This window comes from Lonepinella koalarum (assembly GCF_004565475.1).
GTDB lineage: Bacteria > Pseudomonadota > Gammaproteobacteria > Enterobacterales > Pasteurellaceae > Lonepinella > Lonepinella koalarum.
Genome location: NZ_SRHX01000004.1, coordinates 77315 through 98556, shown reverse-complemented (window position 1 = coordinate 98556; position 21242 = coordinate 77315). Strand labels below are relative to the sequence as shown.

Below are 21242 nucleotides of genomic sequence, written 5' to 3'. Positions count from 1 at the left end.
TTTTATGCAACAATATTTAAATTTATGTCAACGCATTATTGACGAAGGCACTTGGATTGAGAACGAGCGAACAGGAAAACGTTGTTTAACCGTGATCAATGCCGATCTGGAATATGATGTAGCGTATAATCAATTTCCGATTATTACCACCCGAAAAAGTTATTGGAAAGCGGCTATTGCAGAATTTTTAGGTTATCTCCGCGGTTATGATAATGCCTCCGATTTTCGCAAACTGGGAGCAAAAACTTGGGACGCTAATGCCAATGAAAATCAAGCATGGTTAAATAATCCGAACCGCAAAGGTACGGACGATATGGGACGGGTTTACGGCGTACAAGGAAGACGTTGGCAAAAGCCGAACGGTGAAACCGTAGATCAGTTGCGTAAAATTGTTAATCATTTAAGCAAAGGCATTGATGATCGTGGCGAGATTTTGACGTTTTTGAATCCGGGCGAAATTGATCTCGGTTGTTTACGACCTTGTATGTACAATCACACTTTTTCGTTACTAGGTGATACCCTGTATTTAACTAGTTATCAACGTTCTTGTGATGTGCCGTTAGGCTTGAATTTTAATCAAATTCAGGTATTTACTTTTCTCGCCTTAATGGCACAGATTAGCGGCAAAAAAGCGGGTAAGGCTTATCATAAAATTGTCAATGCGCATATTTATGAAGATCAGCTGGAATTGATGCGTGATGTGCAGTTAAAACGTGAACCCTTTCCATCACCAAAATTAGAGATTAATCCTGATATTAAAAGCCTTGAAGATTTAGAAACTTGGGTGACGATGGATGATTTTAATGTGGTGGGGTATCAGTGTCATGAGCCGATTAAGTATCCGTTTAGTGTTTAACATGCCTAGCACTGACGTACTAGGCTAAGCATTGTGTCGCTACTCCGTAGCTATTATGTAAAGATGCAGAGCATCGTTAATTGCGTAACCCTGTACGAAAGTGCAGGGTGAAAAACATTATGACCCAAACTGAACTCGACCAACACTTCATCACCCACGCCCTAACACTTGCTCAAAAAGCCCAAGAAGCAGGTGAAATTCCCATTGGTGCCGTTTTAGTAGATGAAAATAACCACATCATCGGTGAGGGCTGGAATCAATCTATTACCAACAACGATCCCACCGCCCATGCCGAAATAATCGCATTGCGTCAGGGTGCGAAAACTATCCAAAATTATCGTTTATTAAATACCACGCTCTATGTTACCTTAGAACCTTGCACCATGTGTGCTGGCGCCATTCTACATAGTCGTATTAGGCGCCTCGTTTTTGGTGCTTATGATTATAAAACAGGAGCAGTAGGCTCACGTTTTCATTTCTTTGATGATTATAAAATGAACCATGTTTTGGAGATTACAGGGGGGATTTTAGCGGAAAAGTGCGGTGAAAAATTGAGTGATTTTTTTAGACAACGACGTGAACAGAAGAAACAGCAAAAATTAACCCAATCAATACGTTAATCTGCCTTTAATATTCCATCATTTCAGCGTATAATGCGTGCATTCCTGTGTGTTAATTTTAGATTAATGCAATCTCTGTTATTTAAATTTATAAATTGGTAAAAATATGTCAGAACAAGTTGATTACAAAAATACCTTAAACCTGCCTGAAACAGGTTTTCCAATGCGTGGGGATTTAGCCAAGCGTGAGCCAGCCATGTTAAAAAATTGGTACGATAAGAATCTGTATGGCAAAATCCGTCAAGCGGGCAAAGGCAAAAAAACTTTTATTTTGCATGACGGTCCTCCCTATGCCAACGGGACGATTCATATCGGTCATGCGGTGAATAAAATTTTAAAGGATATGATTGTTAAATCCAAAACCTCTTTGGGTTATGATTCGCCTTATATCCCCGGTTGGGACTGCCATGGTTTGCCGATTGAGTTAAAAGTAGAAGCCTTAGTGGGTAAGCCGAATCAAAAAGTGACTGCCGCAGAATTTCGTGAAGAATGTCGTAAATACGCCCGTGAACAGGTGGAAGGGCAGAAAAAAGATTTTATCCGTTTGGGCGTGATTGGCGATTGGGATAATCCTTATTTAACCATGAACTTTACTACCGAAGCCAATATTATTCGTGCTTTCGGTAAAGCGGTGGCGAACGGGCATTTGTACAAAGGGGCAAAACCAGTGTATTGGTGTTTGGATTGTGCCTCTTCGCTTTCCGAAGCGGAAGTGGAATATGAAGATAAAACCTCACCGTCTATTTATGTGAAATTCCCAGCCGCCGATGAAAGTACGGTGGAAAAAGCCTTTAATTTGAATGAAAAAGGCTCAGGCAAATTATCAGCGGTGATTTGGACGACTACCCCTTGGACTATTCCATCCAATAAAGCCATTGCGTTGAATGCAGAATTTGACTATCAAGTCGTGCAATTCGGTGACGAACGTTTGATTCTCGCCAAAGAATTGGTCGAATCTGTGGCGAAAGCCATTGGGGTAGAAAATTGGAAAGTGCTTGGTTCCGCCAAAGGTTCAGCGCTTGAATTATTGCCATTCAATCACCCGTTTTATGCTTACCAAGTGCCGTTTATTTTAGGCGAACACGTTACCCTTGACGGCGGTACGGGGTTGGTGCATACCGCTCCCGATCATGGTCAGGACGACTATGTAATCGCTCGTCAATATGATATTGGTATGGCAGGTTTGGTCGGTAATGATGGTAAATTTATTAGCACAACTGAATTTTTTGCAGGGCTTGGCGTATTTGAAGCTAACGGCAAAGTGCTGGAAAAATTACAAGAAGTCGGTGCGTTACTCAAATTGGAAAAAATTCGTCACAGCTATCCGCATTGTTGGCGACACAAAACCCCTGTGATTTTCCGTGCCACGCCACAATGGTTTATCGGTATGGAAGTGAAAGGATTACGTCAACAGGCGTTAAGTGAAATCAAAAAAGTACGTTGGATTCCAGATTGGGGTCAAGCCCGTATTGAAAAAATGGTGGAAAACCGCCCAGACTGGTGTATCTCACGTCAACGTACTTGGGGGGTGCCAGTGGCGTTATTTATTCATAACGAAACCGAACAATTGCATCCACGTACCCAAGAATTAATTGAGCAAGTAGCAAAATTGGTGGAACAAAAAGGCATTCAGGCTTGGTGGGATCTCGATCCAAAAGACCTGCTTGGTGACGATGCAGCAAATTACCACAAAGTGCCTGATACCCTTGATGTATGGTTTGATTCAGGATCAACCTATTCTTCGGTCGCACCGTTCCGTCCAGAATTTCACGGTAATGAGCCTGATATGTATCTTGAAGGATCGGATCAACACCGCGGTTGGTTTATGTCGTCTTTAATGCTTTCGACCGCTACGGATAACAAAGCCCCGTATAAGCAAGTATTGACGCACGGTTTCACGGTGGACGGTCAAGGTCGCAAGATGTCGAAATCTATCGGTAATATTGTTACACCGCAACAGGTGATCGATAAATTCGGCAGCGATATTTTACGCCTTTGGGTCGCAGCCACTGATTATACAGGCGAAATGACGGTGTCCGATGAAATTCTCAAACGCACTGCCGACAGCTATCGCCGTATTCGCAACACCGCTCGCTTTTTATTGGCAAACTTAAACGGTTTTGAGCCAACACGGGATTTAGTTAAACCTGAAGAAATGATTTCTTTAGACCGTTGGGCGGTGGATTGTGCTTTGCAGGCGCAAAATGAAATTAAAGACAGTTACGACAACTATCAATTCCATGCTGTGGTGCAACGTTTGATGAAGTTCTGTTCGATCGAAATGGGTTCATTCTATTTGGATATTATCAAAGACCGTCAATACACCACCAAAGCGGACAGCCTTGCCCGCCGTAGCTGCCAGACCGCTTTATGGCATATTGCCGAAGCCTTAGTACGTTGGATTGCCCCAATTTTGTCCTTTACCGCTGATGAAATCTGGCACTATATTCCGGGTGAACGTAGCGAATTTGTATTTACCGAAGAATTTTACGATGGCTTATTTGCGTTAGATTCAAATGAACAGTTTGATGACGCTTACTGGCAACAAATTTTAACGGTGCGTGATGAAATCAACCGTGTGTTAGAAACTGCCCGTAACGACAAAATAATCGGTGGTGGCTTGGAAGCAGAAGTGACGATTTTTGCCAATGACGAATACGCACGTTTACTTGCAAAACTTGGCAATGAATTACGTTTCGTGACGATTACTTCAAAAGCAGATGTTAAACCATTGGCAGCAGCCGATGTTGCCGAGGGCGAAGTAAAAGGTTTGGCGATCAAAGTCATTCATTCTGCTAATCACAAATGTCCACGCTGCTGGCACTATTCCGACAGCCCAACAGAAAACACACTCTGTTCACGCTGCGAAGAAAACGTCAACGGCAACGGCGAAGTGAGAAAATTTGCGTAGGTGAAAACCCTCACCCTAACCCTCTCCCATAGGGAGAGGGGATAATGGGCGTAATTTTCGTAGTAAATATAACAGATACGGATGTAACGGGGGTCCCCGTCTGAACCGCCTTGGCGACTTGAAATTTTTAGGTAAAATCGCCATGTTTGAGCGTAGCGAGTTGCGATTTTACCGTTAAAAAAATTTCAACTAAGCCAAGAAAAGCGGTGAAGTCGGGGCGTGTTTCTTTTTGCTTACTTTTGCTTTGCACGAGCAAAGAAAAAGTAAGTCGCCATCGGCGAAATCCGATTTTAATTAAAACCTAAATAATTATGTTAAAACAAAACAAAAACGGCTTACATTACCTCTATCTCTCCCTGATCGCCTTTATCGCCGATCTTGCGACCAAATACCTGATCGTCACAAATTTTCAACTCTACGAAAGTATCAACATACTCCCGATCTTTAATTTAACCTATGCCCGCAATACAGGTGCAGCGTTTAGTTTCTTAGCTGATCACAGTGGTTGGCAAAAATACTTTTTTATTGGATTGGCATTAATTATTTCTGCCATATTAATTTATTTTTTACAAAAAAACACCGCACTTCAAAAACTGCAAAATTCCGCTTATGCTTTAATTATTGGTGGCGCATTAGGCAATATGGTGGATCGAATGTATCATGGTTTTGTGGTAGATTTTTTTGACTTTTATTGGCAAGATTGGCATTATCCTGTGTTTAATGTGGCGGATATTGCCATTTGTGTGGGGGCTGGTTTATTAGTGCTAGATGCATTAAAAAACGGTGACAAGAAAAAGAGTGAGAAAAAGTAATGAAAATTATTTTAGCTAATCCTAGGGGATTCTGTGCTGGTGTGGATCGTGCGATTAGCATTGTTGAACTTGCTTTAGAAATTCATGGCGCACCAATTTATGTACGTCATGAAGTGGTACATAATCGTTTTGTGGTCAATGGGCTACGGGATCGGGGGGCCATCTTTGTGGAAGAATTGAGTGAAGTACCCGATGGTGCCATTGTGATTTTCTCGGCGCACGGTGTGTCACAAGCGGTTCGCCAAGAGGCCAAAGATCGTGAATTAAAAGTGTTTGATGCGACCTGTCCGTTAGTAACCAAAGTGCATATGCAAGTAGCACGGGCCAGTAAAAAGGGAACTAAAGCTATTTTAATCGGACATCAAGGTCATCCTGAGGTACAAGGTACCATGGGACAATATAATAATGATGATGGTGGGATTTTTCTTATTGAAGATGTGGAAGATATTGCTAAACTTAAATTGCGTGATGACGAAGATTTAACCTTTATGACCCAAACCACGCTGTCGATTGATGATACGGCAGATGTGATTGATGCTTTAAAACAAAAATACCCAAGTATTCAAGGTCCACGTAAAAATGATATTTGTTATGCGACCACTAACCGCCAACAAGCAGTACGAGAGTTAGCGGAGCAGTCTGATTTGGTGATTGTGGTTGGTTCCAAAAATTCATCTAATTCAAACCGCTTAGCTGAGTTATCGAATAGAATGGGAACTCCCGCAAAATTGCTTGACGATGCCACCGATATTGATCCTGAATGGTTAAAAGGTGTTGAAACCATCGGCTTAACAGCTGGTGCTTCAGCTCCCGAAGTGTTAGTTCAATCGGTAATTAGTCGTTTAAAAGAGCTGGGGGTAACTGAAGTGGAAGAACTACAAGGCTGTGAAGAAAATACGGTTTTTGAAGTGCCAAAAGAATTGCGGATTAAGGAAGTGAGTTAGAATAAGAAAAATGCGGTAAAAATACCGCATTTTTTTGTGGTTAGCATTACAGAATATCCAATAATTCCACTTCAAACACCAATACACTAAACGGTGGAATGGACTGACCTGCACCACGTTCGCCATAGGCTAAATTATGTGGAATAGTTAACCGCCATTTTGATCCTACAGGCATTAACTGGAGGGCTTCTGTCCAACCAGCAATAACACCGCTTACAGGGAATTCTGCCGGCGTGCCACGTACCACAGAGCTGTCGAAAGTCGTACCATTAATCAGTTTACCTGTATAATGTACACGTACGCTGTCTTGACGGGTAGGTTTATTGCCATTACCTTCAGTTATCACTTCATATTGCAAGCCAGTTTCGGTGACTTTTATATTGTCTTTTTTGGCATTTTCCACTAAAAATGCACGACCTTCCTGTTCAATTTGTTTAAATTGTGCATTTGCTGCTTCTTGAGCTTGTTGTTGAATTTGTTGTAGAGCTTTGCTGACTTCTTCTAGGGCAATAGCAGGTTTATTTTGATTTAATACATCATAAATACCTTTAGCAACTGCTTCTGCTGACACTTGCATTGCGCTGTCCGCTAATTGTTGACCGATTTGTAAACCGATACCATAACCGCCTTTTTCTGCGGTACTTTCTAATTTAATTGAATCAAAAATTGACATAATTTTCCTTTTATTTTATGAGTTGATTATTTTTTGTAAGCGAGAACTTGACCAACACGGGTCACAGAATCTACATCTAAGTTGTCAGCTAAACGGACTTTATTAGATTGAAATAAATTAATAACGGTTGAACCGAGTTGAAATGCCCCCATTTCCTGACCTTTCTGTAATTTCATGGCATTTTCGCCTTCGTACGTCCAAGTTTTTACTTCATTGGGACGTGGTGGTGTAATGATACCAGCCCAAGCAGTACTAATACTCGCGGTAATGGTGGCGCCAACCAGAATTTGGATCATTTTGCCAAATTCAGTATCAAATACACAAATAACACGTTCATTACGCGCTAATAAATTAGGAACGTGGGTATTTAAGAACGGGTTAACGGAGAATAAATCTCCCGGTACGTAAATCATTTTGCGTAAAGTGGCATTGCAAGGCATATGTACACGGTGATAATCACTCGGTGATAAATAAGTAGTAGCAAACTCACCGTTTTTAAATTCATTGACTAATTCTTGATCTTCCGCTAACAGATCATTTAAGCTAAAAAAATGCCCTTTCGCTTGTAATAATAAATTATCAGAAATATGACCGCATTGGCTAATTTTACCGTCTGCGGGTAAGCAAAGTGCGGTGGAATCTTGGTTAATTTGGCGCGCATTTTTTGCCAGAGAGCGAACAAAAAACTCATTAAAACTGTCATAAGCATGAAATTCAGTTTTAGTGGCTTCTTGCATATTCACTTTGTATTTTTTCGCAAATAATTTAATCGCAAAGTGGGTTATTGCTCCCCATTTTTGTTTAGCCAACCAGCCAGCTAATTGAGTCAAATAAAGTTGTGGCATAATATATTGCAAAGCAACCTTAATACGTTGCCAATAGCTAAATTGATTCATTGTTTTTCCTTTTTAATAATAAAATCACTCCATTTTTATTATAGCATTAATCTTAAAGCATAGGTAAAACCATGTTAAATTTTTGTTTAAATTAATAAAATTAACTCTACTAAATGGAGTAGAGATAAGTTAGAAATAAATTTTTATGAAATTATCGACTTTTCGCAGAAAAAATGATAATTTCCTTTGACTAATTGGCATTCAAAAGGTAATATTCACGCCCTATGCAAAAGGTAAAACTGCCCCTAACGACAGATCCTGTAAAAGATGCTCAACGTAGATTGGATTATGATGGTTATTATGCCGTCAATCAGCTTGAACGTCTGAGTGAATCTGTAGTAAAAGTGATAGATAATGCACAGGTAACATTATCGTTTTTCATTGATCCACAAAAGTTGGTGGTGATGAAAGGTCATGCAACAGTTGATGTCGAACTTGAATGTCAACGTTGTGAACAACCTTTTGTACAAACATTGAGCTGTGATTTTTGTTATAGCCCAGTGAAAAATTTGGATCGAGCCGATGAATTACCCGAAATTTATGAACCAATCGAATTTAATCAATTTGGTGAAATAGATTTACTTGGTGTGATTGAAGATGAATTTATTTTGTCTTTACCTATTGCGCCAATGCATTCATCTGAACACTGTGAAGTGTCCGTAGTGGAACAGGTTTTTGGCGAATTGCCAGATGAGTTGGCAAAAACACCAAACCCGTTCTCTGTATTAGCTAGTTTAAAGCAAAAGTAAAATTTAGGAGATAAGCCCGTGGCTGTTCAACAAAATAAAAAATCTCGTTCACGTCGTGATATGCGTCGTTCACACGATGCCTTGACTACTGCTGCAGTATCAGTTGATAAAGCAAGCGGTGAAACCCATTTACGTCATCACGTTACTGCTGACGGTTTCTACCGTGGTCGTAAAGTGATCAATAAGTAATTGCTGTTATAAGGTAATAACTTGAGTCGTCTAACCCTTGCGTTAGATGTGATGGGCGGGGACATAGGTCCCCGTATTACTATCCCCGCATCTTTAAAAGCGTTGGAATATGATCCAATGCTGTCTTTACTATTGTTTGGCGACAGCCAGCAAATAACCCCATTTCTTAGCAATATACCAAAAGCACTAGCAGAACGCCTAACAATTTGTCATACTTCTCATCAGATTGAAAATAATCAAGGTTTAACTTATGCGCTACGTCACAGTAAGGGAACATCAATGCGTTTGGCTATTGAAGCGGTACAAAAAGGGATGGCTCAAGGTTGTGTAAGTGCAGGCAATACGGCGGCATTAATGGGGCTGTCAAAAGTTATTTTACAGCCCTTAAAAGGTATTCAACGCCCTGCATTATTGGCATTGTTGCCAACTATCGAGGGTAAATATTCTGTCATGTTAGATCTGGGTGCGAATATTGATTGTGATGCTGAAAATTTATATCAATTTGCCTTAATGGGATCAATTTTTGCGGAAAATCAATTGAATTTGGTTTATCCACGTATTGCCTTGTTAAATATTGGGGAAGAAGAAATTAAAGGACATCAAGCTATTCGTTTTGCCGCAGAAATGTTAGAAAAAGACACCGCGCTTAATTATGTAGGGTTTATTGAAGGTAACTATTTACTTAATGGTAAGGTGGATGTGATCGTCAGTGACGGCTTTACTGGTAATATTGCATTAAAAACCTTGGAAGGAGCAGCTAAAAATGTGATTGCTTTACTGAAAGGGAAATCTCGCCATCACCTATTAAAACCGTTATTGAGTTGGTTAATGAGTAAATTATTTAGTGAAAGTTATCAGCGTTTAAAAAGCATTAACCCTGATCAATATAATGGGGCATCTTTAATTGGATTAACATCCGTGGTGGTGAAAAGCCATGGTGGTGCGAATGAACAAGCATTTAGCAATGCCATTAAAGACGCTGCATTACAAGTTCGTCAGCAAATTCCACAGAAAATTTTAGCTGGATTAGAAAAATATTAAAAAGATAATGAGAAAATTATGCACAGTCGAATTTTAGCCACAGGTAGCTATTTACCTGAACAAATTAGAACTAACGCTGATTTGGAAAAGATGGTCGATACATCGGATGAGTGGATCGTCACCCGTTCTGGTATTCGTGAACGTCGTATTGCAAGAGCAGATGAAACGGTCGCCACAATGGGCTATCAAGCAGCAAAAAAAGCCCTTGAATTGGCAAATCTGGATCCAAATGAGATTGATTTGATCATCGTTGGTACAACGACACATTCTCATGCTTATCCTAGTGCGGCTTGTCAAATTCAAGGTATGTTAGATATCCAAGATACTATTGCATTTGATGTGGCAGCGGCTTGTACTGGATTTATCTATGCGTTAACCGTTGCGGATCAATTTGTTCAAACGGGAAAAGTGAAAAAAGCCTTAGTAATTGGTTCAGATCTGAATTCGCGTAAATTAGATGAAACAGATCGTGGAACAGTCGTGTTATTTGGTGATGGTGCTGGTGCAGTTATTTTAGAAGTTAGCGAACAACAAGGAATTATTTCTACCCATTTGCATGGGATTGCTGACAATAAAAATGCGTTGGTGCTGCCAAATCCAGAACGTGGAGAAGCACGTTCTGGATTCATTGAAATGCAAGGTAATGCGACCTTTAAACTTGCCGTACGAGAGCTGGCTAATTTGGTGGAAGAAACGTTGGAAATCAATGAATTACAAAAATCAGATTTAGATTGGTTAGTGCCGCATCAGGCTAATTTACGTATTATCACGGCAACGGCAGAAAAGTTAGAGATGTCGATGGAACAAGTGGTGGTCACGCTTGATAAATATGCCAATACCAGTGCGGCAACAGTGCCAACTGCTTTAGACGAAGCAATTCGTGATGGACGTATTCAACGCGGTCAGCTCTTATTACTTGAAGCCTTTGGTGGTGGTTGGACTTGGGGCTCGGCTTTAGTGCGTTACTAACTGTAAAAGTGCGGTGTTTTTTTAGAATTTTTTAGAGAAGGAAAGAAAAATGAAAAAATTTGCAATGGTTTTCCCCGGACAAGGTTCACAAAATGTCGGCATGCTAGCTGAATTAGCCACACAATTTCCGATAGTCGAACAAACATTTAAACAGGCCTCAGAAGTGCTTGACTATGATTTATGGAATTTAGTACAACAAGGTCCAGCAGAAGAATTAAACAAAACATGGCAAACTCAACCAGCGTTATTAGCTGCTTCTGTGGCAATTTATCGTGTTTGGCAACAGGTATATCCTGAATTGAAACCGGAAGTCATGGCTGGACATAGTTTAGGCGAATATTCAGCGTTAGTTTGTGCCAATGTGATGGATTTTCAAGATGCGATTAAATTAGTTGAGTTACGTGGTCGTTTAATGCAACAGGCAGTACCGGAAGGCACCGGAGCAATGTATGCGATTATTGGTTTAGATAATGAAAGTATTATTAATGCTTGTAAACAAGCGGAACAAGGCGAAGTAGTCTCTGCGGTGAATTTTAATTCGCCGGGTCAAGTGGTGATTGCTGGCACGAAAGCCGCCGTTGAACGTGCCGCCACTGCTTGCAAAGAAGCGGGAGCAAAACGTGCATTAGCTTTAGCAGTGAGCGTACCATCTCATTGTGCGTTAATGAAACCAGCAGCGGATCAATTAGCGGTATCGCTAGAAAGTATTACATTAAAAATACCGACTACCCCTGTGATTAATAACGTGGATGTGAAAACGGAAAGCGAAAGTAGTGAAATTCGCACCGCACTTGTACGCCAGCTTTATAGCCCCGTTCGTTGGACAGAAACGGTAGAAAGAATAGCGAAAACAGGGAGTGAAGTATTAATCGAAATGGGACCGAATAAAGTATTAACTGGCTTAACGAGCCGTATAGTAAAAGAGCTTTCGGCTCAAGCGGTAAATGATGTAAAATCATTAGAAAATGTTAAAGAACTTTTAGCTTAATCAGTCAATTTAAGGAAAAATTATGCAAGGAAAAATCGCATTAGTAACAGGAGCAACTCGTGGTATCGGTAAAGCTATTGCTGAAGAATTAGTGAGTAAAGGTGCATTTGTTATCGGAACCGCAACATCTGAAAAAGGTGCCGATAGTATTTCGGCTTATTTAGCTGAAAATGGTAAAGGTTTAGTATTGAACGTAGCCGATCAAGCATCAATTGAAGCCGTTTTAGCGAAGATTAAAGCAGATCATGGTGATATTGATATTTTAGTTAATAACGCCGGGATTACGCGCGATAATCTGTTAATGCGAATGAAAGATGATGAATGGTTTGACATTATTCAAACTAATTTAACGTCGGTATTTTATTTATCGAAAGCCATGTTACGTTCCATGATGAAAAAACGCTTTGGGCGTATTATTACTATCGGTTCTGTGGTAGGTTCCATGGGAAATCCGGGGCAGAGTAACTATTGTGCAGCGAAAGCCGGATTAATCGGGTTTAGTAAAGCTTTGGCCAAAGAAGTCGCTTCTCGTGGTATTACTGTGAATGTGGTGGCGCCGGGCTTTATTGCAACGGATATGACCGAAAGTTTAACCGAAGAACAAAAAGCTGTAACCCTTGCTGCGGTGCCGGCTGGTCGTTTAGGTGATCCGAAAGATATTGCGAAAGCCGTCGCATTTTTAGCATCCGATGATGCCGGTTATATTACAGGAAATACATTGCACGTTAATGGTGGCATGTATATGGCTTAGTTTCTTACGTTCTTTTGCTTGAGCAAAAGAACGTAAGCCAAGGCGGCTCAAACGGGGATTAAAATTGTAGGGGCGTATTGCATACGCCCTAAAAAAGCAGGCTTTAGCCTGCTTTTTTGTAAGGGGGTTAGAAATTGAAAGATAAAATCTATAAAATTCTATAAATATCTAAAATAATTTAGTACAATCAGTTCCGTTGATTCTATGCTATAATTTCCAAAATGAACAAACTTCTTTCCATTGGTCAAGCGAGCAAAATGCTTGGCGTAACCATACAAACGTTACGAAACTGGGATAAAAAGGGCTTGCTTAAGCCTGATGAGCTCACAAAAGGCGGTGATCGCCGCTATAAACTCGAAACGCTCAAAGCGATTAACCATAATATTGTTTTTAATCGTGATGATTTGAAAACCATTGCTTATGCTCGAGTGAGTAGCCACGATCAAAAAGAAGATTTAGTCCGTCAAGTACAAATTTTAGAACTTTATTGTTCTAAGTTAGATGATATGCAAAAGGTAATGATTGAAAATGTCGGAGAATAATAACATTGTCAGTCTTTCTCATAAGATTGAGATTTATCCGAATAAGAAAGCTAAAACGCATTTTAGAAAAGCGTTTGGTTGTTCTCGTCTTGCCTATAATTGGGGATTAGCCAAATGGCAAGAATATTACAAACAAGGCATTAAAAAAACACATTTAGATTTAAAGAAAGAATTTAATGCGATAAAAAAATTCAATTTCCTTTTGTGTATGAAGTCAGTAAATATGCCACGCAACAACCTTTCCTTAATTTGAATTTAGCTTTTCAAAAATTTTTCCGAGACCTAAAACAAGGAAAAGTGAGCTATCCACAGTTTAAGAAAAAACGTGATAATGCTGGGAGCTACTATATTGGTGGCGATCAAATTGTGTTGTCTGATACCAACAAAAATTCTAAAAAATACAAGAAAATCATCACTGAATGTAACGCTCAATATCTAAAAGTGCCTAATCTTGGTTATGTAAAATTAAGCGAAAGATTAAGATTTTCTGGGAAAATCAATAGTGTAACCATTAGCCAAAATGGCGATAAATATTATGCATCATTTAGTGTATCCATTGCTGAAGAAAATTATCAGCCACAGCCTAAAACAAAATTAGGCTTAGGGATTGATGTGGGATTAAAATCTTTTGTAAGTTTATCTAATGGTTTAGAAATAAAATCACCTAAGCCATTAGCTAAACTTGCACGTAAACTTAAAACCAAAAGCAGACAATTAAGTAAAAAACAACACCCAAAAACCAAAGGTGAAAAAACGAAAAAGTCGGCGAATTATTTAAAAGCAAGTTTAAAATTAGCCAAATTACATCGGCGAATAGCAAATGTTCGCAATGATTTTTTACATAAACTGAGTTCGTCAATCATTAAACAGGCAGATTATATCTGTTTAGAAGATTTAAATGTAAAAGGAATGATGAAAAATCATAAATTAGCGAAATCTATTGCTGATGTAAGTTTCTACGAATTTAGAAGACAGCTTGAATACAAAGCAAAATATAATGGGAAACAGATTATTTTTGCAGATAGATTTTATCCAAGTTCAAAAACTTGTAGTCAATGTGGTTCAATTAAAAAAGAATTAAAGTTAAGTGAACGAATTTATTGTTGTGAAGATTGTGGAGCAAAAATAGATCGTGATTATAATGCTTCAATAAATTTACTACGCTTAATTGAAAAACAAATAGGGCAAGTTCTGCCCGAATTTACGCCTATGGACTTGACGGCAATGCAATCCGATTTAGCAATAAATCGGATTGTAACCAGCAAGATTGAAGTAGGAATACAACAAAAATCCCATTTATAGCTTTTTGTAGTTATTTATAGGATTTTGTAGGTTTGTAAGAACGGAAATAATATTTTATATATAAGCAAACATTTTCATATATAAATAGGTGCATTGTCTAATTTTCATCATTTGTAAAAATAACAGAAGTCTTATGGGTTTTAGCTAGCCAAACTCTTTTCTTAATGGTAGAATTAGCCTAATTGTATAGGGTTTTTGCGGTTTGACCTGTAATAAAACACTTGCAAGTTTTGTAAAAATCCATAAACTAACAACTCTCACCATTTAGGTAAATTACAATAGGAAACAAAAATGAGCATTGAAGAACGCGTAAAAAAAATCATTGTTGAACAATTAGGTGTTAAGGAAGAAGAGGCAAAACCAGAAGCTTCATTTATTGAAGATTTAGGGGCAGATTCTTTAGATACCGTTGAATTAGTAATGGCTTTAGAAGAAGAATTTGATATTGAAATTCCTGATGAAGAAGCTGAGAAAATTACCACTGTTCAATCTGCGATTGATTACGTTCAAAACAATCAATAATTTCTTTTAGGCGGTTTTAATAACCGCCTAAATTTTTTCTATTCAATTAACTTTGCGTTGTTTTCAGTAATTTTGTTGTCTTTCTGACGGTTTTTCTGAACATCTTGAAGAGATTGTCCTTGTTTTAAAATATGTGGTGTCACAAAAATCACTAATTCGCGTTTTTGGTGTTTATCATTTTGTTTACGGAATAGATGTTTGATCACAGGAATATCACCTAATACGGGGACTTTATCGACTCCTTTACTTAATGTATCTTGAAATACCCCACCTAATACAATAGTTTCACCGTCTTTGGCAAAAACTTGCGTGTTAATTTCTTGTTTATCAATGGTGATTACTTCTCCCTCGCCGGATTGTACCGAAGCTCCTGGGGAATTTTGGCTGACAATAAGATCCAACAAAATGGCATTATCTTGTGAAATATGGGGTGTTACCTCTAAGCCTAATACGGCTTCACGAAATTCTACATTTTGCGAACCGCTTTTTTCGTTGGTCGATACATAAGGGATTTCAGTACCTTGTTTAATACTCGCTGATTTTTTGTTAGTGGTAAGTAATTTGGGGCTAGCAATAATTTTGACGTTATTTTCTCGCTCAAGTGCGGTTAATTCTAGGTCTAATAATCGACCATTAATTTTGGCCACTTGTAATGCCAACGAACCAGCAGGGGTATTGACTGCGCCGAAATTCACATTTAAATTATCAGTGATATTATTAAACCCATTGGCAGCAAGGCTTCCTGCCACTTTATGGGAACTGCTTGTCGGATCGAATAATCCCCAACGAACCCCTAATTCTTGTAAACTTTCATCTGTAATGGTAACAATGCGCGCTTCAATCGCAATTTGTTCTATTGGTTTGTCCAACTCTTTGACCAGCTTACGAATATTTTTAATCGACAGAGCATTGTCTTTCACGATTAATACATTACTGCGATCATCAAAGCTAATGCTACCTTCCCCTGATAATAAAGATCCATTCCCAGTGGTTAAAGATTTCATCACTTCGGAGGCTTTGGCGAAATGCAATTTTAGCGTGGTGGTATGTAATGGTTGTATTGTAGGTACAGAATCAAATTCAGCCATTATCGGTAAATTGTTTAACGCATTGTCTTGTGGAATACTCTCTTGAGTCAAATAATAGATTCCTTTTTCTTTGAGCAACGACAGATTTTTAATTTTTGCGACGGCTTGAAAAAGCTGATCAAGCGTAGTGTTTTCTAATTGTAATGATAATGTTCCAGTTAATTCATCATTAATGATTAAATTTGCATTTTGTTCTAACGCAAGCTGTTGTAACGTGGTAACTAATGGCGCCTGTTTTAAGCGAATAGAAAAAGTGGCATGATCTGATTCAGCATAGCTATAAGCAGCAAAAAAACAAAAAAAGACACCGCACTTTAAGATAAACGTTAATAAATTCATGGCTTGTTCCTATAATTTCACATTGATAATGTTGCCGGCTGAACAATCCGCTCGCCAAGTTAAAAATTCGACATCGGTTTTTGTTATGCATTGTAACGAATAACTTTCCATTCCCACTAAATCATGTTCTTTAGCACTATCAATTTCACCTTCTTTATTTTGTAGTAAAATTTGTTTTTTATCTTTAAATAGCAAAATACCGACTATCTTGAGTTGGTTAAATGGACTGTTAGGCATGATATTTGCTTGTTTTTCGTTACATTGAGTGGTTTGAATTTTCGGTAAATTATTGGCAGATTCTGTCGATTGTCCACGCTGGTTTTTATCAAAAGGATCATTTTGTTGCGCTATCGCAAAGGCGCAACATAACAACATGATTAGGCTAAGAATTTTTGTTAACATATTATTTATCCGTGTTATTTTGAGTGAGATTTAATTGAAAAATGACATCGCTTTCAATGGAATAATCTGTATCTTCTGCTTGATGAATTTGGAGTGAGACTAAATGTAATATAGAATGTTGGCCTAACAGTACAGTAATAAAATGATGAAGATCGCTAAAATAACCTTGGATATGTAAAGTTAATTGTGGTTTTTGGTTAAAAATCCATTGGTGATTTATGATTTGTAATTTGCCGGATAATTGCTGCACAGACTGATTAATCGGCGGTAAGTTATTGGCTAATTCAGGAGTGAGTAAGTGCTGTTCCAATGCTTGTTTAAGGCTTTGTAATAGTTGTTGTTTATGCTCAAGATCTTGTTGAAGACGGATAGTTTGTTGTTCGCTTTGGCGGAATAAATAATAATGTGATAAGCCTTGAAATACTGGGGAATATAAGATAACGATCCCCAATAAGATAAAACTGATAATATGCTTACGATGAGAAAGTTTAAGCCATTTCCCCCATAGATTATCGGGATTATTCAGTATCGTCCAGTGCATTTGGATTCTCCATATTAACGAATTGCAACTGAAATTCAAATTGCAAGCGACCATCAGACTGCGGTGCAAATTGTGACAGTTTTAATTTATTGATTGGTGGATATTGTTTAAAAAATTGATGAAGTTGCTCAAATTCTGTCTGATTCTGTGTGAAACCTTGCAAGGTAAATTGACGATCAGAAAACTGTAAGTGAGTCAATTCGCCTTGTTCAAGTGGTAAGGTAGTCAGTAACTGAAATAAGGTTTCCACCAAATCGGCAGAAATTTCCACCGCACTTTGTTTGCCGTTATGCTGTAACCGTTGTTGAAATTGCGTTATTTTCTGTTCAACTTGATTTAGTTGTAATTCAACGTGTTGTTTTTGCTGTAATTGTTCCATATATTGCTGTTGATAATATGGTTCGTATTGTGCTAAACCGAGATAGGTAAAAAATATCAAGCCGATAAATAGACCAAGTTGCCATAATCCTTGACGGCTATGTTGTTGGTGTTGTTCAAGCCGCCAAGGTAATAAATTAAGTGCGGTTTTCATTTTGTTGCCAGTCTTTTTGCCAAAGTGCCGCACCTAACGGAATGAGTGGTATATCTGATGTGACCTGTTGATATGGCTGATGAAACTGAATATTATTCGTTTCACAATATAATAAAATATTATCAATATTCTGTTCATAACGTTGCACAAATTGTTGATATAATTCGGTTAAGTTTGTTTGGTTGGGAGATGATAAAATTTGCCACTCTTGCGGTGTTTGGCGGAATAAAATGGTAGATTGTTGATCTTGGTAGATAAATAAGTCATTGCTTGATGGGGTTGTCTTGAATAAGTAACCAAAAGCACGATATAAGCAATGTACCGCGGTATCTAATGTCTTAATATTTAACGGAAGAAATTGAATTAACCGAGTCTGACCAACCGCTTTACGAACTGCAAAAATATCCAGACGTAAACCCTGTTTTAATGGTGTTGTCATATAATCAAACCAGAGTTCATCTAGGGCAATGGGTAGCTCATTTTCTAAGATATAACGGCATTGATGATCGCATTCGTTTTCATTCAAATGATGGGGTAGGATAATACTTTTTGACCATACTTTATGGGGTAACATCGCGGTAACCCATTTGATTTCTAACGGTCGTTGGATATTTATATGGTTTGACATGTGTTCGACAAGTGTTGCTTGAATGCTATTAGGTGTATCAATATTAACGCGGCAAAAGTGCGGTGTATTTTCCGTCATTTTATCTTGAGCAAACCAAACCAATTCGAAATATTGCTTGGTTATCCAGATTCCTACTTGAATAGTGGTATTTTTTTTGATTAATTTTCCCATTTGTTTTCCTTTTATATCTATTTTTACTTTCGCTTAGGAGTGTTAATCTTTATACTATCGGAGTAGAGTATTATGAATAAAATGGATTAACGCATTAATTAAGAGTAAATTTTGGAATGAAGATCACAAAATTAATATTAAGCACCTTACTCACTATAGTGATATTAGGTTGTGTTCTGGTGGGTTTGGGCTACATGCATATTAAATCAGGATTACCAGATGTAGAAAGTTTAAAGACGGTGGAATTACAACAGCCGATGCAAATTTATACTGCAGATGGTAAATTAATCGGTGAAGTCGGAGAGCAACGCCGTATTCCGGTGAAGTTAGCGGATGTACCCAAACAACTCATCAATGCCTTTATTGCCACAGAAGATAGCCGTTTTTATGAACATCATGGGGTGGATCCAATGGGGATTGCTCGAGCAGTATCAGTTGCCATTAGTAACGGTGGCGCATCACAAGGGGCGAGTACCATCACTCAACAGTTAGCCCGTAATTTCTTTTTAACCCCTGAAAAAACCTTGATTCGTAAAGCGAAAGAAGCGGTATTAGCCATTGAAATCGAAAATGCTTTAACCAAGGATGAAATTTTAGAACTGTATTTAAATAAGATTTATCTTGGCTATCGTTCCTATGGTGTGGCAGCAGCAGCTAAAACTTATTTTGGTAAAAGTTTGGATGAATTATCATTATCTGAAATGGCGGTTATCGCTGGTTTACCAAAAGCGCCATCCACGATGAACCCTTTATATTCTTTAAAACGCGCGACGGATCGTCGTAATATCGTGTTAGGGCGGATGTTAGAGACTAAATTTATTACTCAACAAGAATATAATAGTGCAATGCAAGAGCCTGTTGTGGCCAGATACCACGGCGTGAAATTGGATTTTCGTGCCGATTATGTCACTGAAATGGTGCGTCAAGAAATGGTCAGACGTTATGGTGAAGATATTTCTTATAATCGGGGCTATAAAGTTTATACTACGGTGTTATCTCAGGATCAATATCAAGCTCAAAAAGCGGTGCGTGATAATGTAATTGCCTATGATATGAGGCATGGTTACCGTGGTGCTGTAACGTTATGGAAAAAAGGTGATACAGCATGGGATTCAGAGAAAATCATTGATGAATTGCGTAAATTGCCAAACTCAGAACCTTTTGTACCCGCTGCGATACTTTCTACTGATAAGACGGGGGCTAAATTATTACTCAGTTCTGGTGATAATATCACGTTAGCAAATTCTGCCATGAGTTGGGCGGGGAGCAAAGCGCCAAAAACAGGGGAACAAATTTGGGTGCGTAAACGAGATAACGGTGACTGGATTTTAGGACAAATTCCAGAAGTGAATTCTGCGTTGGTGGCATTAAATAGTGATAATGGAGCGATTGAAGCTATTGTGGGTGGTTTTAGTTTTGAACAAAGTAAGTTTAATCGCGCTACGCAATCTTTAGTTCAAGTTGGCTCAACCATTAAACCGTTTATTTATGCGGCAGGGTTAGAAAAAGGCTTGACCCTATCTAGTGTGTTGCAGGATAGTCCGATTGTGATTAAAAAAGCGGGTCAAAAGGAATGGCGACCAAAAAATTCACCGAATCGTTATGATGGACCAATGCGATTACGCGTGGGGTTAGGACAATCGAAAAATATGATAGCCATTCGAACTATTCAAATGGCTGGTGTACCTTTTACCGCTGACTTCTTAGAGCGATTTGGTTTTAAGCGAGAACAATATTTCGCTAGTGAATCTCTTGCGTTAGGAGCTGCATCTTTCACCCCATTAGATATGGCAAGAGCGTATGCCGTATTTGATAATGGTGGTTTCTTAATTGATCCTTATTTGGTGGAAAAAGTGTTAGATAATACCGGTAAAGAAATTTTTGTGGCGAATCCCAAAATTGCTTGTCTAAGTTGTGATGATATTCCCGTAATTTATGGCGCCACCAATGAGAAAATTGATGGTTTCCAAGAAAATGCTAAGACGCTAGAAAATGGGGCATTAGCTCAGAATAATGTGGTGAATGTGGAGCCAGAATATGCGGATGTGGCAGAAGAAGAGAACCCAGAATTAGCCGGCAAAGACGGTCAATTAAAAGATGATGAAATCAGTGTGATGACAGAAAGTAAAACCCAAGGTTCACAAGTGCAATATGCTCCACGTGTAATTAGTGGTGAACTGGCTTTTTTGATTCGTAGTGCATTAAATAGTGCGATTTTTGGTGAAAAAGGATTAGGCTGGAAAGGCACTAGTTGGCGTATGGCGAATGAAATTAAACGTCAAGATATTGGCGGAAAAACAGGGACTACCAACAATTCTAAAGTAGCTTGGTATGCTGGATTTGGGGCGAATATTACTACTGCGGTGTATATTGGTTTTGATGATAATAAACGTAATCTCGGTCGTGGTGAAGCTGGGGCGAGTAGTGCCATGCCAGCTTGGATTGCTTATATGAAGACCAGCTTGCAAGATATTCCAGAACGCGAGAATGTAATACCGCCAAATATCGTCGAAAAACAGATTGATACTGGTTCAGGGTTGCTTTCTACAAGTGGGGGAAAAACCGAATATTTTATTGAAGGTACCGAACCGAAACGCGCTTTTGTACAAGAAAAAGGTTATTATGTGCCACCTACGGTAATAGAGCAATTTAATTCGCAACAGGGTAGCGGTAGTCATTTACCGCCGGTGAATGCACCGAATACCAGACAAGAGTTATTCTAGTTAAAAATACGTGAGAAGTGCGGGATAAAAAATCATTTTTTATCCCGCACTTT

At 38.7% G+C, this 21242-nt stretch carries 22 protein-coding genes and 1 pseudogene; 16 read left to right on the top strand and 7 right to left on the bottom strand.

The features are described from left to right. Positions 1 to 4 precede the first annotated feature (4 nt). The 5 genes from E0709_RS06645 to ispH all read left to right on the top strand — a co-directional run bounded on the left by E0709_RS06645 (position 5) and on the right by ispH (position 6143). The gene (locus tag E0709_RS06645; RefSeq protein WP_132302039.1) at positions 5 to 856 is read left to right on the top strand and encodes a thymidylate synthase; all 852 of its coding nucleotides are present in this window, start codon (positions 5 to 7) and stop codon (positions 854 to 856) included. 119 nt (positions 857 to 975) lie between these two features. Then, positions 976 to 1476 carry a tRNA adenosine(34) deaminase TadA gene (gene tadA / locus E0709_RS06640; protein ID WP_132302037.1) on the top strand — a complete coding sequence of 167 codons (501 nt, stop codon included), beginning with the start codon at positions 976 to 978 and terminating at the stop codon, positions 1474 to 1476. 106 nt (positions 1477 to 1582) lie between these two features. After that, positions 1583 to 4387, top strand: a complete 2805-nt coding sequence (gene ileS, locus E0709_RS06635; protein ID WP_132302035.1) for an isoleucine--tRNA ligase — start codon at positions 1583 to 1585, stop codon at positions 4385 to 4387. 311 nt (positions 4388 to 4698) lie between these two features. Beyond that, positions 4699 to 5199, top strand: coding sequence for a signal peptidase II (gene lspA, locus E0709_RS06630; RefSeq protein ID WP_132302033.1), 501 nt, complete (start codon positions 4699 to 4701; stop codon positions 5197 to 5199). Further along, positions 5199 to 6143: a 4-hydroxy-3-methylbut-2-enyl diphosphate reductase gene (gene ispH / locus E0709_RS06625; protein WP_132302031.1), complete on the top strand. Its 945-nt coding sequence runs from the start codon at positions 5199 to 5201 to the stop codon at positions 6141 to 6143. The genes lspA and ispH overlap by 1 nt, the downstream gene beginning before the upstream one ends. A 46-nt stretch (positions 6144 to 6189) precedes the next feature. Here ispH and bamJ read toward each other — a convergent pair whose 3' ends face one another. Continuing rightward, the gene (gene bamJ / locus E0709_RS06620) at positions 6190 to 6816 is read right to left on the bottom strand and encodes a BamJ family beta-barrel-assembly machinery protein (RefSeq protein WP_132302029.1); all 627 of its coding nucleotides are present in this window, start codon (positions 6814 to 6816) and stop codon (positions 6190 to 6192) included. A 26-nt stretch (positions 6817 to 6842) separates the two neighbouring features. Continuing rightward, positions 6843 to 7712 (bottom strand): archaetidylserine decarboxylase, encoded by an 870-nt coding sequence (gene asd / locus E0709_RS06615; RefSeq protein WP_132302027.1) that lies wholly within the window; start codon positions 7710 to 7712, stop codon positions 6843 to 6845. A 224-nt stretch (positions 7713 to 7936) separates the two neighbouring features. Between asd and yceD the strand changes: the two genes are divergently transcribed. From yceD to acpP, 10 genes and pseudogenes are all read left to right on the top strand, one after another. Beyond that, positions 7937 to 8461 carry a 23S rRNA accumulation protein YceD gene (gene yceD, locus E0709_RS06610; RefSeq protein ID WP_132302025.1) on the top strand — a complete coding sequence of 175 codons (525 nt, stop codon included), beginning with the start codon at positions 7937 to 7939 and terminating at the stop codon, positions 8459 to 8461. A gap of 18 nt (positions 8462 to 8479) precedes the next feature. Then, positions 8480 to 8650, top strand: a complete 171-nt coding sequence (rpmF, locus tag E0709_RS06605; RefSeq protein WP_132302023.1) for a 50S ribosomal protein L32 — start codon at positions 8480 to 8482, stop codon at positions 8648 to 8650. Positions 8651 to 8671: 21 nt separating this feature from the next. Then, positions 8672 to 9691: a phosphate acyltransferase PlsX gene (plsX, locus tag E0709_RS06600; protein WP_132302021.1), complete on the top strand. Its 1020-nt coding sequence runs from the start codon at positions 8672 to 8674 to the stop codon at positions 9689 to 9691. Between the two features lie 18 nt (positions 9692 to 9709). Next, positions 9710 to 10660, top strand: coding sequence for a beta-ketoacyl-ACP synthase III (locus tag E0709_RS06595; RefSeq protein ID WP_132302019.1), 951 nt, complete (start codon positions 9710 to 9712; stop codon positions 10658 to 10660). Positions 10661 to 10709: 49 nt separating this feature from the next. Continuing rightward, complete coding sequence (gene fabD, locus E0709_RS06590; RefSeq protein WP_132302017.1) at positions 10710 to 11648, top strand: ACP S-malonyltransferase; 939 nt, start codon at positions 10710 to 10712, stop codon at positions 11646 to 11648. Positions 11649 to 11670: 22 nt separating this feature from the next. Continuing rightward, the gene (fabG, locus tag E0709_RS06585) at positions 11671 to 12399 is read left to right on the top strand and encodes a 3-oxoacyl-ACP reductase FabG (protein WP_132302015.1); all 729 of its coding nucleotides are present in this window, start codon (positions 11671 to 11673) and stop codon (positions 12397 to 12399) included. A 221-nt stretch (positions 12400 to 12620) separates the two neighbouring features. Beyond that, positions 12621 to 12896 (top strand): annotated as a pseudogene (locus tag E0709_RS06580) (MerR family DNA-binding transcriptional regulator); the annotation flags it as partial. Between the two features lie 31 nt (positions 12897 to 12927). Continuing rightward, on the top strand, positions 12928 to 13194 hold the full coding sequence (locus E0709_RS12410; RefSeq protein ID WP_207905239.1) for a helix-turn-helix domain-containing protein: 267 nt from the start codon (positions 12928 to 12930) through the stop codon (positions 13192 to 13194). After that, positions 13146 to 14243, top strand: a complete 1098-nt coding sequence (locus E0709_RS06575) for an RNA-guided endonuclease InsQ/TnpB family protein (RefSeq protein WP_245188796.1) — start codon at positions 13146 to 13148, stop codon at positions 14241 to 14243. Before E0709_RS12410 ends, E0709_RS06575 begins: the two co-directional genes overlap by 49 nt. Positions 14244 to 14534: 291 nt before the next feature. Beyond that, a complete protein-coding gene (gene acpP / locus E0709_RS06570; RefSeq protein ID WP_132302013.1) occupies positions 14535 to 14765 on the top strand; it encodes an acyl carrier protein in 231 nt (76 codons plus the stop codon). A 38-nt stretch (positions 14766 to 14803) separates the two neighbouring features. Here the strand turns inward: acpP and E0709_RS06565 are convergent, their stop codons facing one another. From E0709_RS06565 to E0709_RS06545, 5 genes are read right to left on the bottom strand one after another with little or no spacing between them, the layout of a single operon-like run. Continuing rightward, positions 14804 to 16192: a type IV pilus secretin PilQ gene (locus tag E0709_RS06565; RefSeq protein WP_132302011.1), complete on the bottom strand. Its 1389-nt coding sequence runs from the start codon at positions 16190 to 16192 to the stop codon at positions 14804 to 14806. 9 nt (positions 16193 to 16201) lie between these two features. Continuing rightward, positions 16202 to 16594, bottom strand: coding sequence for a pilus assembly protein PilP (locus E0709_RS06560; protein ID WP_132302009.1), 393 nt, complete (start codon positions 16592 to 16594; stop codon positions 16202 to 16204). Between the two features lies 1 nt (position 16595). Beyond that, on the bottom strand, positions 16596 to 17135 hold the full coding sequence (locus E0709_RS06555) for a Z-ring associated ZapG family protein (protein WP_132302007.1): 540 nt from the start codon (positions 17133 to 17135) through the stop codon (positions 16596 to 16598). Beyond that, on the bottom strand, positions 17113 to 17667 hold the full coding sequence (locus E0709_RS06550) for a hypothetical protein (protein ID WP_132302005.1): 555 nt from the start codon (positions 17665 to 17667) through the stop codon (positions 17113 to 17115). Before E0709_RS06550 ends, E0709_RS06555 begins: the two co-directional genes overlap by 23 nt. Continuing rightward, positions 17651 to 18466 (bottom strand): pilus assembly protein PilM, encoded by an 816-nt coding sequence (locus E0709_RS06545; protein WP_132302003.1) that lies wholly within the window; start codon positions 18464 to 18466, stop codon positions 17651 to 17653. The genes E0709_RS06550 and E0709_RS06545 overlap by 17 nt, the downstream gene beginning before the upstream one ends. A gap of 116 nt (positions 18467 to 18582) precedes the next feature. Here E0709_RS06545 and E0709_RS06540 point away from each other — a divergent pair, with 116 nt between their 5' ends. Continuing rightward, positions 18583 to 21189, top strand: coding sequence for a penicillin-binding protein 1A (locus E0709_RS06540; protein ID WP_132302001.1), 2607 nt, complete (start codon positions 18583 to 18585; stop codon positions 21187 to 21189). The last annotated feature ends 53 nt before the right edge of the window (positions 21190 to 21242 follow it).

What these genes read in the sequence shown, in the direction of transcription:
- E0709_RS06645 (WP_132302039.1), top strand. Translation starts at nt 5, where the DNA reads ATGCAACAATATTTAAATTTATGTCAACGCATTATTGACGAAGGCACT.
- tadA (WP_132302037.1), top strand. Translation starts at nt 976, where the DNA reads ATGACCCAAACTGAACTCGACCAACACTTCATCACCCACGCCCTAACA.
- ileS (WP_132302035.1), top strand. Translation starts at nt 1,583, where the DNA reads ATGTCAGAACAAGTTGATTACAAAAATACCTTAAACCTGCCTGAAACA.
- lspA (WP_132302033.1), top strand. Translation starts at nt 4,699, where the DNA reads ATGTTAAAACAAAACAAAAACGGCTTACATTACCTCTATCTCTCCCTG.
- ispH (WP_132302031.1), top strand. Translation starts at nt 5,199, where the DNA reads ATGAAAATTATTTTAGCTAATCCTAGGGGATTCTGTGCTGGTGTGGAT.
- bamJ (WP_132302029.1), bottom strand. Translation starts at nt 6,816, where the DNA reads ATGTCAATTTTTGATTCAATTAAATTAGAAAGTACCGCAGAAAAAGGC.
- asd (WP_132302027.1), bottom strand. Translation starts at nt 7,712, where the DNA reads ATGAATCAATTTAGCTATTGGCAACGTATTAAGGTTGCTTTGCAATAT.
- yceD (WP_132302025.1), top strand. Translation starts at nt 7,937, where the DNA reads ATGCAAAAGGTAAAACTGCCCCTAACGACAGATCCTGTAAAAGATGCT.
- E0709_RS06595 (WP_132302019.1), top strand. Translation starts at nt 9,710, where the DNA reads ATGCACAGTCGAATTTTAGCCACAGGTAGCTATTTACCTGAACAAATT.
- fabD (WP_132302017.1), top strand. Translation starts at nt 10,710, where the DNA reads ATGAAAAAATTTGCAATGGTTTTCCCCGGACAAGGTTCACAAAATGTC.
- fabG (WP_132302015.1), top strand. Translation starts at nt 11,671, where the DNA reads ATGCAAGGAAAAATCGCATTAGTAACAGGAGCAACTCGTGGTATCGGT.
- E0709_RS12410 (WP_207905239.1), top strand. Translation starts at nt 12,928, where the DNA reads ATGTCGGAGAATAATAACATTGTCAGTCTTTCTCATAAGATTGAGATT.
- acpP (WP_132302013.1), top strand. Translation starts at nt 14,535, where the DNA reads ATGAGCATTGAAGAACGCGTAAAAAAAATCATTGTTGAACAATTAGGT.
- E0709_RS06565 (WP_132302011.1), bottom strand. Translation starts at nt 16,192, where the DNA reads ATGAATTTATTAACGTTTATCTTAAAGTGCGGTGTCTTTTTTTGTTTT.
- E0709_RS06560 (WP_132302009.1), bottom strand. Translation starts at nt 16,594, where the DNA reads ATGTTAACAAAAATTCTTAGCCTAATCATGTTGTTATGTTGCGCCTTT.
- E0709_RS06555 (WP_132302007.1), bottom strand. Translation starts at nt 17,135, where the DNA reads ATGCACTGGACGATACTGAATAATCCCGATAATCTATGGGGGAAATGG.
- E0709_RS06550 (WP_132302005.1), bottom strand. Translation starts at nt 17,667, where the DNA reads ATGAAAACCGCACTTAATTTATTACCTTGGCGGCTTGAACAACACCAA.
- E0709_RS06545 (WP_132302003.1), bottom strand. Translation starts at nt 18,466, where the DNA reads ATGGGAAAATTAATCAAAAAAAATACCACTATTCAAGTAGGAATCTGG.
- E0709_RS06540 (WP_132302001.1), top strand. Translation starts at nt 18,583, where the DNA reads ATGAAGATCACAAAATTAATATTAAGCACCTTACTCACTATAGTGATA.